This is a genomic window from Kitasatospora sp. Xyl93 (assembly GCF_055383135.1).
This window is the reverse complement of sequence record NZ_AP029185.1, coordinates 492,379-505,031: the sequence shown is the minus strand read 5'-3', so window position 1 is coordinate 505,031 and position 12,653 is coordinate 492,379. Positions and strand designations below refer to the sequence as shown.

Here is a 12,653-nt window from a genome sequence, read left to right as displayed (position 1 = left end):
GACGGCCGAGGAGCCGGGGACGGTGGGGCGCCGCCGTCGGCGCTGCCCGCCTTTTCTCCCGCATTTGCCCGTCTGCTGACGGATCATCACCTCGACATTAGGTTGATGGCGAAGGGATTTCGGCCAACTTGCCGCCGCACGGGGTGACGCGTTCCCACCAAAGCTGGCACTGTACCGTCCCATCGCGGCAGAGGCCCTTGCCGTCGCACGCGCACCACCCGACGCGGCGATCGCGTCGGGTCGGACACACCGTTCCACCCGTTCGGACCACCAGCTCTACCGGGCGGCACCACGCTCGCCGCCCGGCTGACTCCGGCCGCCCCGAACCCGGCCGTCGCAGAAGGAGTTCCGTGTGACTCGATCCTTCCGAAAGGCCACCGCCGCAGGCGCGTTGATAGCCAGCGCCGCGATGGTGGTGACCGCTCTGACGTCCGGCGTCGCCGCCGCCGACGAGACTCCCGCCGTGGCCTCCGCCGAGGCCCGGGCCTTCGCCGGCGCGCTGCCGGTGGAGCTTTCGCCGGAGCAGCGCGGTGATCTGCTGGCCTCCGCCGACGCGTCGCTGGCGAAGACCGCCGCCTCGCTGAACCTGGAGTCGAAGGAGGCGCTGGTCGTCCGGGGCGTCACCAAGGACGCGGACGGCACCGTGCACACCCGTTACGAGCGGACCTTCGACGGACTGCCGGTGCTCGGTGGCGACCTGGTCGTCCACACCGCGCCGGACGGCTCCACGAAGGGCGTCGACAAGGCCACCGAGGCGAGCATCGCCGTCGACACCGCGCCCAAGGAGAGCGCGGAGGCGGCGAAGGGCCTCGCGCTGGAGAGCGCCGGGGAGGCGAAGGTCGCGGAGCCGGCCGCCGACGACGCCCGCAAGGTGGTCTGGGCCGCCTCCGGCACCCCGCGCCTGGCGTGGGAGACGGTCGTGACGGGCACCCAGGAGGACGGCACGCCGTCCGAACTGCACGTCATCACCGACGCCGCATCCGGCAAGAAGATCTTCGAGTACCAGGGCATCGAGACCGGTGTCGGCAACAGCAAGTACTCCGGCCAGGTCGACATCGGCACCACGGCGGCCGGCGGCGGCTTCGCGATGACCGACAACACCCGCGGCGGCCACAGCACCTACGACCTGAACGGCACCACCGGCACCAGGACGCTGTTCACCAACCCGACCGACACCTGGGGCGACGGCACCGTCGCCAACCGGCAGACCGCCGCCGTCGACGCCGCCTACGGCGCCCAACTCACCTGGGACTACTACAAGAACGTCCACGGCCGCAACGGCATCAAGGACGACGGCGTCGCCGCGTACACCCGGGTCCACTACGGCAAGAACTACGTCAACGCGTTCTGGTCCAACGCCTGCTTCTGCATGACGTACGGCGACGGCGCGGGCAACGTCAAGCCGCTGACCTCGATCGACGTCGGCGGCCACGAGATGACCCACGGCGTCACCTCCGCCACCGCGAACCTGGTCTACAGCGGCGAGTCCGGCGGCCTGAACGAGGCCACCTCCGACATCATGGCCACCGCGATCGAGTTCTGGGCGAACAACCCCCAGGACCAGGGCGACTACCTGATCGGCGAGAAGATCGACATCAGGGGCGACGGCAGCCCGCTGCGCTACATGGACAAGCCGTCCAAGGACGGCAAGTCCAGGGACTACTGGTCGGCGGACCTCGGCTCCGTCGACGTGCACTACTCCTCCGGGCCGGCCAACCACTGGTTCTACCTGGCCTCCGAGGGCAGCGGTGCCAAGACCGTCAACGGCGTCGCCTACGACTCCGCGACCTCCGACGGCCTGCCGGTGACCGGCATCGGCCGGGACGCCGCCACCAAGATCTGGTACCGGGCGCTCACCACCTACATGACCTCGTCCACCAACTACGCGGCCGCCCGCGTCGCCACCCTGAAGGCCACCGCCGACCTCTACGGGCCGACCAGCGCGACCTACCAGAACGTCGCCAACGCCTGGGCGGCCATCAACGTCGGCCCGCGCGTCGTCGACGGGCTCCTGCTCGACCCCGTCGACAGCCAGATCACCGCGATCGGCACCGCCGCCGATCTCCAGGTGAAGGCCGTCAACTTCAACCCCGGCGTCGTCACCTACCACGCGACCGGCCTCCCGCTGGGCCTGACGCTCCACCCGGTCACCGGCCGCGTCACCGGCGTCCCGGCCCTTCCCGGCACGTACCCGGTCACCCTCACCGCCAAGGCCTCCCACCACAGCAGCCTGACGACGACGTTCTCCTGGAAGGTCTCCGCGGGCATCTTCGCGAACACCACCCCCCTGCCGATCCCGGACGGCGGCCCGGCGGTCTTCTCGGACATCGCCGTCGACCGGCTCCCCGGCCAGGCGCCGAGCGACCTCAGGGTGTCCGTGGACATCAAGCACACCTGGCGCGGTGACCTGGCCATCGACCTGGTCGGCCCGGACGGCACCGTGTACCCGCTGAAGAAGAGCAACCTCGGCGACTCGGCCGAGAACGTCGTCGCGACCTACACGGTGGACGCCTCCGCCCAGCCCGCCAAGGGCACCTGGCGGCTCCGGGTGCAGGACGTGTACCGCGGCGACTCGGGCCGCCTCGACGGCTGGAAGCTCGTCTTCTGACCGTCACGCCTCATCGAGGTGATCCGGCCGGCGAAGCGCCCGCTTCGCCGGCCGGACCGTTCCCCGGAAGCGCGGTACGGTTCCTCGCCGGGCTCCGGGTCACCTGGTCGGGGCCCGGCGCTACGGCCGCACAGTGCGCGGCCCGGTCACGGCGGCGCCGAGGGCGCCGACCCGGGACCGCAGTCCGCGGTCGGCGGTGGCCACCAGGCAGGCCCGCTCCGGGTGCTCGGCCCGCGCCGCCCGGACCAGCTCCACGATCCGGTCGTCCCCGCTGCCGTCCGCCTCGACCACCCGGACCTCGGGCAGCCCGGCGACACCCCGGGCGGCGCCCTCCACCACCAGGACCACCTCCAGCGGGCCGGGCAGCTCCGGCAGGCCCCGGGCGGCGAGTGGGACCAGGGTGTCCCGCAGCCGCCCGGCGGCGCCCTGCCGGTCCCGCCACCAGCCGTCCGGGACGGAGCCGACCACGTTCGCGCCGTCGACCACCAGCAGGGGCGGCGGCGCGGCCTCGTTCTGTTCCATGGCCGCCAGCCTGCCACGCCCGGACGGCAGCGGCGGTCGGCCTGCCGGGGTGGGGTGGCAGGCGTCCGGCCGACGGGTGGCGTCCCGGCGGCGGTCGGTGTCCCGGCGGCGGATGGCGTCCGGGCCGCCGTCAGTCCGTCAGCGTGATCCGGATGCCGACGGTCCCGCGCTCGCCGCGCCGCAGCCGGCTGCCGAGCAGGGTGAGCACGCCCAGCAGGCCGTACTTCTGGCGCAGCAGCGTGCGGTAGGCGCCGGTGCGCTCGGGGCCGAGGATCTCGGCGGTGGCGGGGTACTGCTCGCCGGTCGGGCGGCCCTTGACGTCGCAGGGACCGACCAGCACGTCGGCGCGGTTGCGGATCCGCTTGACCTTCCAGGAGTCCGCGACGGTCCAGACACCGAGCGCCTCCCCGTCGCGCACCACCCACACCGGGGTCGGCACGGCGGTGCCGTCCTTCTTGTACGTGGTGACGAGCAGGTAGCTCCCGGAGGAGAGCTGCACGATCCGGGCGAGCCGGTTCGCGGCGGAGGGGTCGGGCGTGGTCATGGCCGGAAGTCTAGGGCCTGTCGCCCGGGCCTCCCACGCGTCGGCGCGGGTCAGCCGAACGACGGCCACCGGTGGGCGGCCCACCGCCGCCAGTCCACCGGGCCGGGGGGCGGGCCGACCGGCTCGCGGCCCTCCAGCTCCGCCGCGTCGGGCTCCTCGAAGTGCGCCCGCCCGTGCCGGATGTCGGCCTCGGTCATCGGGAACGTCTCCTCGGGGGAAGTCGCCCAGCGGTGGGCGATCCGGGCGCGCTGGGTGGCGTCGTCCACCGGCAGGTAGACCATGCGGAAGCACGCGCCCTCCGCCTCCACCAGCCAGCGGATCGCGGAGCGCTCGTCCCGGGACCAACAGCCGTAGTCCACCACGACGTCGGTGCCCAGCCGGACCGCCTCCAGGGCGAGCCAGAGCAGGCGCCCCTCCAGCACGTCGCGCTTCCCGTCCGCCTCCGCCGTGCCGAACAGGGGGAGTATCCAGTCGTCGGGCGTCAGGCGCAGTGCGCCGTGCTCCGCCGCGAGCCGCCGGGCCTCCGTGGTCTTGCCGGCGCCCGGCAGGCCGACCATCAGGAACAACGTCGTCACCCCTGGATGGTGCCCGCGGAGCCGGGTGTCCGGCCACCGATTTCTCCGGCCGGCCACGGCGGGGCGGCTGCCCGACCCGCTCCCGAGCGGGGACCGGCCGGCGCTCAGCGCGGCGGGCGGTGCCGGTGGCTCCGGGCGGAGTGGACCAGGGCGCGGGCGCGACGGGTGAGGCGGCGCCGGCCGCGCCCGCCGACGGCGGTGGCGCCCCCGAGGGCGGTCGCGCCGCCCCCGCCGTACGCCGGGGCGGCCACGGCCCGGGCGGGTGCGGTGCGGCGGCGGGCGGCGGTACGGGCGGTGGCCCAGGCGGCGAGGGCGGCGCCGAGGGCGGCGGCGGTCCAGGCGGCGGGGGCGAGGCCGGTGCCGGAGCCGCCGGTCACCGGCGGGCGGGACCAGGGCGGCACCTGCTCGACGGCGTCGGTCTCGGCGTCGGCCCCGGGTTGGGCCCCGGCCTGCGCGGTGGGGGAGGGCGCGGCGACCTCGTCGACCAGTCGGCCGACCGGCTGGACCTTCCCGGCGGCGGCGAAGCCCCAGTCCAGCAGGCTGGCGGCCTCGTCGTAGACCTTGCTCTGCACCTCCGGGTGCATCACCGTCACCAGCAGGGTGCGGCCGCCGCGTTCGGCGGCGCCGGTGAAAGTGGCGCCCGCGTTGGTGGTGTAGCCGTTCTTGACGCCGATCAGGCCGGGGTACTTGCCCAGCAGCCGGTCGGTGTTGGCGATGTCGAAGCTGGCGCGCTGGCCGGTGAGCTTGTCCAGCCCGCCCGGGAAGCGCGCGGTGCGGGTGGCGCAGTAGGCGCGGAAGTCGGCGTTGCGCAGCCCGGCCCGGGCGAAGAGCGTGAGGTCGTAGGCGGAGGAGACCTGGCCGTCCATGTCGTAGCCGTCGGGGGAGACCACCCTGGTGTCGCGGGCCTGGAGCGCCCGGGCGCGCTCCTGCATCTCGGCGACGGTCCGCTGGAGGCCGCCGTTCATGTGGGCGAGGACGTGGACGGCGTCGTTGCCGGAGCTGAGGAAGACACCCCGCCAGAGGTCCTCGACCCGGTACGGCAGGTCCTCCTTGACGCCGACCAGGCTGCTGCCCGCGCCGAGGCCGGCGAGCTCGGCGGTGGTGACCCGGTGCTCCAGCGCCCGGTCGAACTTGGGCAGCACGGTGTCCGCGAACAGCATCTTGAGGGTGCTGGCCGGGGGCAGCGGCAGATGGGCGTCGCGGGCGGCGAGAACCTCGCCGGTGGCCGCGTCGGCTATCAGCCAGGAGCGGCCGGTCAGCGCCGACGGCAGCGCGGGGGCCCCGGCCAGCGGTGCGACCTGGACGGCGGAGAGGCCGAGCCGCTCGCCGCCGACGGCGGGGACGGCGTCCTGGGCGAGGGCCGACGGGGCGACGGCGGCGAGTACCAGGGCGGTACCGGCGGTGGCCGCGGCCCTGGCGACGTACGGCGGCTTCGGCGGTATGCGGGTGGGGAGCACACGGCGAACGTACCCGGGCGGCCGCCGGGCCGCCGGGCCTGCTGCTCCGTCCGGAGCCGTCCGGAGCCGTGCGCGGCCGCGCGGAAACCACGACTTTGGTGGTGCCCGGCCGCGCCGAAAGTCGGATGCCCGGCCGAGGGGCGGCTTCCTAGGCTCGGGATCATGAAGACCCTGCTCGGCTACCTCGGTTCCGTGTTGATCGTCGGCGGCACCTCCGGCCTGCTGTCCACCTGGATCGACGGCTTCCGGCTGTTCGGCTTCGTCCGGGTCCTGGTACCGGTCGGCCACGAGGTCGCCGGGTACGCCACGCTGGTGGTGCTCGGCGTCGTGCTGGCCCTCCCCGCCGCCCACCGCGGTTAGTCGGTTTCGTTCGGATCATCTGGCCGAAGCCGTGACCTCGGTGCTCGGGCAGCACCCCCGTGCCGTAGTCCCGGCCGTCACCCGTGCCGTTGCCGGGGATGACGAGTTCGGTGAAGGCGGCGATCGAGCCGCATAGTCGAGCTCGGCCGCCTCTTGACTGACCTCTGACCCGATGGCGAAACGCCGCGGCTTGCCGGGGCGTTTCCTCGGTTCAGCGCAAGCCGTCTGTGTCGTCGTGCTCTTCGCCGACTGGGAGTGGCCGACGGTCCTCCGCCGGGTCATCGCTGTGGATGGCCGCGGAGACCGCCCTGTTGTAGGCATCGTCGAGGTCGTCACCGCTTGCGTCGAGTATGTTCTCCCAGTCAATTCCCATACCTACGAGCCTACCCGTAGTGTCCGAGGGACCGGGCGATGTGGGCGTTGAGCCCGTACTCGACGGGCACGTCCCGCCACGGAACCCCAGTACGGACCCGAAACCGTATGCCATCGATCAACCGCCGCGGAGGCCGGACAGGTGGCCGGCCCGCCTTCGTGCCCTTCGGCAACAACGGCTCCAGCACCGCCCTGCTCGTCCGTGAGATCTCCCCGACCCATGAACCGTGATCATCCACAGCACCAGATCCACTTTCGCCACACAGCCTAGACGCAGCTGGTGCCATCAGCCCTGCCGACAGTCGCCCACCAGCCGATCACTCGGGCTGCCATCGCGTCAGGTCGCAGGCCCAGAGGGTCGAGACCGAAGTGTTCCTCCAGCTCCTGCCGCAGAAGCGCACCGATCTCCTCCTGGTCCGCGCCAGCACGGAGGCGCTGGAGCAGAGGGGCGAGCATGCAGTCATACTCGTCCCGCACCTCGTCGGCGACGCCGATCGGATCCCACTGATTGAGCAGCTGCCGCAGGTCGTTCTCGGTGGCGTCGGTTCCAGGTCGCATCGCACCAGGGTGCCACCCGGGAACCGCCGTCATCACTCGCCCTCGCCATGATCCAAACGAAACGCCCAGGCGCCCGGGTCACCGTCTGCCCCTGAGGCATCCCGGTGCGCCTCGGACGCCTCGTCCGCCGCGATGCCGTCGAGCAGCACGGCGAGGCCGGTGCGGAAGGCCTCCCGGTGGGGGCCTTCCGGGGTGTCGCCGGTGGGGGTCTGGAGGGCGGCCAGCAGCGGGAAGCGTTGCGCGAAGTCCGGGGCCAGTTCGGCGAGTCGGGCCGAGCGGGTGGCCCACCAGTCCTCGTCGGTGACCCCGGTCGCGGCCGCCGCGCCGCGGGCGTCGGCGGCGGTGGCGGCCAGGCCGCGGACGAACTGCCAGAGCGCGGCGACCGCCCCGCGCAGTCGCGGTGGCGTCAGGCCGGCCGGTCGCAGCGCGCTCAACAGCGCCTCCATCGCGGCGAGTTCGGCGGGGCCGAGCACCGGGCGGGCCTGCGAGACCTGGAGCACCCAGGAGTGGCGCAGGTAGCAGGCGTACAGTTCCTCGGCCCAGCCGGTGACGGCCTGCCGCCAGTCGTCGGGCGCGGGAGCTTCGGCGGGGACGGCGGTGGGGAGTTCGGCGAGCGCCCGGTCGTGCATCAGGTCGAGGAGTTCGGCCTTGCCGGGCACGTAGGTGTAGAGCGCCATCGCGGTGCGGCCGAGCCGTTCGCCGACGGCGCGCATCGACAGGGCGGCCATGCCCTCGGCGTCGGCGACCGCGATGCCGGCGGACACGATCGCGTCCACACTCAGGCCCGGTTTGGGGCCGCTGCGCCCGGTGCGCGGCTCCTCGGGCGCGCCCCAGAGCAGGGCGAGCGAGCGGTGGGCGTCGCCCTGCCCGGCGTAGACGGTCATCCGGCATCTCCTTATGGCGTAAAGTATCTTTTCCGGAGCAATTCTTTATGCCGTAAGGCTATCAATCGGAGGGGTTTCGCGATGACATTGCCCGTCACCTTCGTCGAGGTCGTCGAGGTCCGCCGGATCACCCCGCGCACCGCCCGGATCGCCTTCGCGGCCGACGATCTGCCCGACACCGCCGGCACCGCCCCCGACCAGCAGCTCAAGCTCTGCTTCCCGCGCCCGGGGCAGCGCGAGCCGGTGCTGCCCGCCCGGCAGGACGACCCGATGGGCTGGTACCAGGCCTACCTGGCGATCCCGGAGGAGCGGCGCCCGCTGCTGCGCAGCTTCACCCTGCGCGGACGGCGCCCCGGCACCCGACTGGTGGAGATCGACTTCGTGCTGCACGGCGACACCGGCCCGGCCGCCGCCTGGGCGCTGCGCGCCGCGCCGGGGGACCGGCTCGGGATGGTCGGTCCGTCCGCGCTGTACGCCCCGCCGGTGCCGTTCGCCGAGGCGGCGGCCGCCGCCGACTGGGTGCTGCTGGCCGGTGACGAGACCGCGCTGCCGGCGCTCGCGACGCTGGTCGGGGCGCTGCCCGAGGGGGTGCGGGCGTACGCCTGGATCGAGGTCGCCGACCGGGCGGAGCGCCAAAGCCTGGAAAGCCGCGCCGAGTTGGAGGTGGAGTGGCTGTACCGCGACGGCGCGACCCCGGGTGCGGTGCTCACCGAGGCGTTCCGGGACGGTGTGCTGCCGGCGGGCGAGCCCTTCGTCTGGCTGGCCGGGGAGGCGGGGGCGGTCCGGGCGATCCGGCGGTGCCTGGTCGAGGAGCAGGGGGTGCCGAAGGGGAACATCGACTTCACCGGCTACTGGCGCCACCGGCTGACCCAGGACGACGCGCCCACCCCCGAGGACCTGGCGGACGCCCGGGAGCGGCCGGCCGGCCGCTGAGCGGGGCTCGGAAAGGGCCGATCGGCTGAAAGCGGGGGGTTCGGCCCGATTTCCGCTCCGAATTTTACTGATCGATGGTCAACTTTACTTTCTGATGGGGATTTACCCCCTTGTCGTGATCCTCTCAGGTGCGTTGAAATGCGTCAGCTGTCCATCTGACGAGAGGATTTATATGATCAGCTGGCGGAAAACCCGGCTAACAGCCGCCGTCGCGGTCACCGCGGCGTCCATGGTCCTGAGCCTCGGGACGGTCGCCGGAGCGGCCCCGGCCGCCCCCGCCCCGCAGAACGCCCAGGCGGCGCCCGCGGACGGGGCCCCGGTGCCGGTGATCGTGATCCTGAAGGACCAGATCGCGGACGCCCCGGCCGACCACCGCCACCTGGGCGCCCGGCAGCAGAAGGCCGCCGACGCCCAGGCGCCGCTGCTGGACAGGGTCAGGGCGGGCGGCGGCACCGACATCAAGACCTTCGTGGTCGGCAACGCCTTCTCCGCCACGGTCGGTCCCGCCCTGCGGGCCCGGCTCCAGGCAGACCCGGCGGTCGCCGCGGTGGTGGCGGACGGCCAGGTCCAGGTCGCCCCGCCGACCGCGGCCAAGGCGAAGGCCGCCGCTGCCGCCGCGGGTGCCAAGGCGCCCAAGGCCGACGCCTCGCCACAGGCCGACGCCGCTGTGCAGGCCGTTCCGGGCAGCAACGGTCAGGACGGCAAGGCTCAGGACGGCAAGGCTCTGGACGGCAAGGGGCAGAGCGGCAAGGCTCAGGCGGCCGAGGAGAACGCGACCAACACGGTCTGCCCCTCCGACCCGGGCAAGCCGCTCCTGGAGCCCGAGGCCCTGTACTCGACCCGGGCCGTCACCGGCAACGGCAAGCCCGGTGTGGAGGACCTGGCCACCGGCAAGGGCGTCAAGGTCGCCTACATCGCGGACGGCCTCGACCCGGACAACCCGGACTTCATCCGGGCCGACGGCTCGCACGCCGTGGTCGACCACCAGGACTTCGCGGGCGACGGCTGGGACGCGCCGACCGGCGCGGCCGAGGCCTTCGGCGACGCCTCGGCGGTCATCGCCCAGGGCCGCCAGGTCTACGACGTCTCCGCGTTCGTCAACGCCTCGCACCCGCTGCCGACCGGCTGCACCATCCGCATCCGCGGCCTCGCCCCGGACGCCGACCTGGTCGCGCTGAAGGCCGGCGGCGAGATGATGTCCAACTCGTCGATCCTCCAGGCGATCGACTACGCGGTGCGGGTCGCCCACGTGGACGTGCTGAACGAGTCCTTCGGCGGCAACGTCACCCCGGACAGCGGCGCCCACGACACCATCTCGCTCTTCAACGAGCAGGCCGTCAAGGCCGGTGTCACCGTCGCCGTCTCCACCGGTGACGCCGGCATCAGCGGCACGATCGGCACCCCGGCCACCGACCCGTACGTGATCGCGGTCGGCGCCTCCACCGACAACCAGAACTACCAGCAGACCGGTTACGCGGCCTCCCAGTTCTCCAACCGGACCTGGAGCGACAACCGGATCTCCGCGCTCTCCTCGGGCGGCTTCACCCAGGCCGGCCGGACCGTCGACCTGGTCGCGCCCGGCGAGTCGGACTGGGCGCTGTGCACGCCCGACACCAGCAGGTACACCGACTGCAAGGGCTACAACGGCCGGCCCTCGCCGATCCAGCCGTTCGGCGGCACCAGCCAGTCCGCCCCCTTCGTGACGGGCGCCGCGGCCCTGGTCATCCAGGCCTACCGGGACACCCACGGCGGCGACTCGCCGTCCCCGGCCCTGGTGAAGAAGCTCCTCACCGGCACCGCCACCGACCTCGGCGTGCCGGCCGAGGAGCAGGGCGCCGGCCTGCTGAACGTCCGCGCCGCCGTCGAGGCCGCCCGCGGCTACGACGACGGGGACGGCACCGGGGGCGCGCGGACCGTGGTGGTCGGCACCGGCCAGGTCGACATCGCCGGCGCCCCCGGCTCGACCCACACCGCCGAGGTGTCCGTCACCAACACCGGCGACAGCACCCAGACGGTGAGCGCCGCGACCCGCACCTTCGCCCCGCAGTCGAGCGAGCGGCAGACCGTCCAGCTGGACCCGTCCTCGACGGACACCTTCAAGTACGCGACCAACGGCGCGGACTGGGTGCGCAAGCAGGTCACGTTCACCGTCCCGGCCGGCGCCGACCGCCTCGCGGCCTCGATCGCCTGGCAGGGCGCGCCCGACCCGGTCACCAACGGACCGGTGGTCCGCATGACGCTGCTCGACCCCTCGGGCCGCTTCGAGACCAACACCCGCCCGCAGGGCGGCGCCACCCCGGCGGACTTCGGCCTGGTCGACGTCCCGCACCCGGTGGCCGGCGAGTGGACCGCCGTCCTCTACACCCCGGCCGGTCCCGCCGGCTACAAGGGCGACGTCCAGCTGGGCACCGCCACCCAGCGCGCGGTGCCGGCCGGCGCCGTGAGCCCGAGCACCACCGACCTGAAGCCGGGCCAGACCAGGACCCTCAAGGTCCAGCTCACCACCCCGGCCACCAGCGGCGACTCCAGCCAGGCCGTACTGGTCTCCAGCTCCGACGGCCACACCACCAGCGTCCCGGTCGTGCTGCGCAGCCTCGTCCCGGTCGACCACGGCAAGGGCACCTTCACCGGAACCGTCACCGGTGGCAACGCCCGCAGCGCCTCGCCGACGCAGAGCTTCTCGTACGCCTTCGACGTCCCGAAGGGGCAGCGGGACCTGCGGGTCGGCGTGACTGTCGGCAAGGACCCGAAGCTGCTCATGCAGGGCGCGCTGATCAGCCCGAACGGCACCCCGGTCGACATCGAGGGCAACGGGCTGTTCGACGCCCAGGGCAACCCGGCCGGCACCGGTGACGGCGTCTCGGCCACCGCCGTCGCCCCGGCCGCCGGCCGCTGGCGGTTCGTCCTGAACGTGCTCGGCCCGGTCAGCGGCCAGGAACTCGCCCAGGACTTCACCGGCACCGTGGCGTTCGACCGGAACCAGGCCACCGCGGCCGGGCTGCCGAACGACACCCGCACCAGGCTGGCGGCCGGCAAGCCGGTCACCGTCCAGGTGGACTACACCAACAACACCGTCGCGACCCAGCGGATCGCGGCCGACGGCCGGCTGGACCGCCGGGTGGACCTGCCGCTGGTACCGCGGGGCGCCTCCGCGACCGTCAGCCTGCCGCTCAGCCTCGACTCCGCGGTGCCGTCCTTCCTGGTGCCGCCGGGCACCGACCGGCTCCAGGCCGTGGCGGCGTCCTCCACGCCGGCGCAGATCGAGCTGAGCGCCACCGCCGGCTCGCCGGACCTGTTCGGCGACCTGAGGAAGGCCCAGGACGGTTCGGCCGTCTCGGTCGCGACCGACCACGGCACCGCCGAGCAGCCGGTCGTCCCCGGCAACTGGGGCACCTTCGTCCAGCAGATCGGCCCGTTCGGCACCGGCGGGGCGCCGGCCGGCACCTCCACCGTCACGGCCACCGCGCACACCCCGGCCTTCGACCCGGCGCTGACCTCCAGCACCGGTGACCCGTACGCCGCCTCCGTGGACGCCTCGGCCGCGGCCGCCGTCCCGGTGACCGTCGCCCCCGGCGCCACCGGCTCGCTCCAGGTGACGCTGACCCCGGCCGGCCCCAGGGGCAGCACCGTGAGGGGCGTGCTGTACCTGGTCTCCGGCCCGACCGGCGTGGCCACCGCCAACAACGTCCTGAACACCACCGGTTCGGTGCTCGCGGCGATCCCGTACAGCTACACGGTGGGCTGACCTCACGCCGGTTCCACCGGAGTCGAGACCGAGGCCGTCCCGGATCGCCGGGGCGGCCTCGGCCGCGTCCGGTGGGCCGGACACCTTGCGGGCCG

General features: G+C 73.6%; 11 protein-coding genes and 2 pseudogenes. 4 read left to right on the top strand and 9 right to left on the bottom strand.

The window, feature by feature from the left end; all coding sequences use genetic code 11:
- Nucleotides 1–409 precede the first annotated feature (409 nt).
- On the top strand, nt 410–2,608 hold the full coding sequence (locus ACZ5GH_RS02290) for a M4 family metallopeptidase (protein WP_464336785.1): 2,199 nt from the start codon (nt 410–412) through the stop codon (nt 2,606–2,608).
- A gap of 120 nt (nt 2,609–2,728) precedes the next feature.
- Here ACZ5GH_RS02290 and ACZ5GH_RS02285 read toward each other — a convergent pair whose 3' ends face one another.
- From ACZ5GH_RS02285 to ACZ5GH_RS02270, 4 genes are all read right to left on the bottom strand, one after another.
- Nucleotides 2,729–3,130 carry an NTP pyrophosphohydrolase gene (locus tag ACZ5GH_RS02285; protein WP_464333240.1) on the bottom strand — a complete coding sequence of 134 codons (402 nt, stop codon included), beginning with the start codon at nt 3,128–3,130 and terminating at the stop codon, nt 2,729–2,731.
- Between the two features lie 130 nt (nt 3,131–3,260).
- The gene (locus ACZ5GH_RS02280; RefSeq protein WP_464333239.1) at nt 3,261–3,674 is read right to left on the bottom strand and encodes a PPOX class F420-dependent oxidoreductase; all 414 of its coding nucleotides are present in this window, start codon (nt 3,672–3,674) and stop codon (nt 3,261–3,263) included.
- A 50-nt stretch (nt 3,675–3,724) separates the two neighbouring features.
- Nucleotides 3,725–4,249, bottom strand: a complete 525-nt coding sequence (locus tag ACZ5GH_RS02275) for a P-loop nucleotide/nucleoside kinase family protein (protein WP_464333238.1) — start codon at nt 4,247–4,249, stop codon at nt 3,725–3,727.
- A gap of 104 nt (nt 4,250–4,353) precedes the next feature.
- On the bottom strand, nt 4,354–5,706 hold the full coding sequence (locus tag ACZ5GH_RS02270) for a D-alanyl-D-alanine carboxypeptidase family protein (RefSeq protein ID WP_464333237.1): 1,353 nt from the start codon (nt 5,704–5,706) through the stop codon (nt 4,354–4,356).
- A gap of 162 nt (nt 5,707–5,868) precedes the next feature.
- Between ACZ5GH_RS02270 and ACZ5GH_RS02265 the strand changes: the two genes are divergently transcribed.
- On the top strand, nt 5,869–6,066 hold the full coding sequence (locus ACZ5GH_RS02265; protein WP_387747827.1) for a hypothetical protein: 198 nt from the start codon (nt 5,869–5,871) through the stop codon (nt 6,064–6,066).
- A 4-nt stretch (nt 6,067–6,070) separates the two neighbouring features.
- On the opposite strand, the pseudogene ACZ5GH_RS02260 reads toward ACZ5GH_RS02265, so the two are convergent.
- The 5 genes and pseudogenes from ACZ5GH_RS02260 to ACZ5GH_RS02240 form a co-directional block, all read right to left on the bottom strand.
- A pseudogene (locus ACZ5GH_RS02260) lies at nt 6,071–6,196 on the bottom strand (GNAT family N-acetyltransferase); the annotation flags it as partial.
- Between the two features lie 81 nt (nt 6,197–6,277).
- Nucleotides 6,278–6,439, bottom strand: a complete 162-nt coding sequence (locus ACZ5GH_RS02255; protein WP_387747829.1) for a hypothetical protein — start codon at nt 6,437–6,439, stop codon at nt 6,278–6,280.
- Between the two features lie 52 nt (nt 6,440–6,491).
- Nucleotides 6,492–6,660: pseudogene (locus tag ACZ5GH_RS02250) on the bottom strand (transposase); the annotation flags it as partial.
- Between the two features lie 45 nt (nt 6,661–6,705).
- Nucleotides 6,706–6,996, bottom strand: coding sequence for a hypothetical protein (locus ACZ5GH_RS02245; protein ID WP_464333236.1), 291 nt, complete (start codon nt 6,994–6,996; stop codon nt 6,706–6,708).
- Between the two features lie 32 nt (nt 6,997–7,028).
- Nucleotides 7,029–7,880, bottom strand: coding sequence for a TetR/AcrR family transcriptional regulator (locus ACZ5GH_RS02240; RefSeq protein ID WP_464333235.1), 852 nt, complete (start codon nt 7,878–7,880; stop codon nt 7,029–7,031).
- Between the two features lie 81 nt (nt 7,881–7,961).
- Between ACZ5GH_RS02240 and ACZ5GH_RS02235 the strand changes: the two genes are divergently transcribed.
- On the top strand, nt 7,962–8,813 hold the full coding sequence (locus ACZ5GH_RS02235; RefSeq protein WP_464333234.1) for a siderophore-interacting protein: 852 nt from the start codon (nt 7,962–7,964) through the stop codon (nt 8,811–8,813).
- Between the two features lie 229 nt (nt 8,814–9,042).
- On the top strand, nt 9,043–12,558 hold the full coding sequence (locus ACZ5GH_RS02230) for a S8 family serine peptidase (RefSeq protein ID WP_464333233.1): 3,516 nt from the start codon (nt 9,043–9,045) through the stop codon (nt 12,556–12,558).
- The last annotated feature ends 95 nt before the right edge of the window (nt 12,559–12,653 follow it).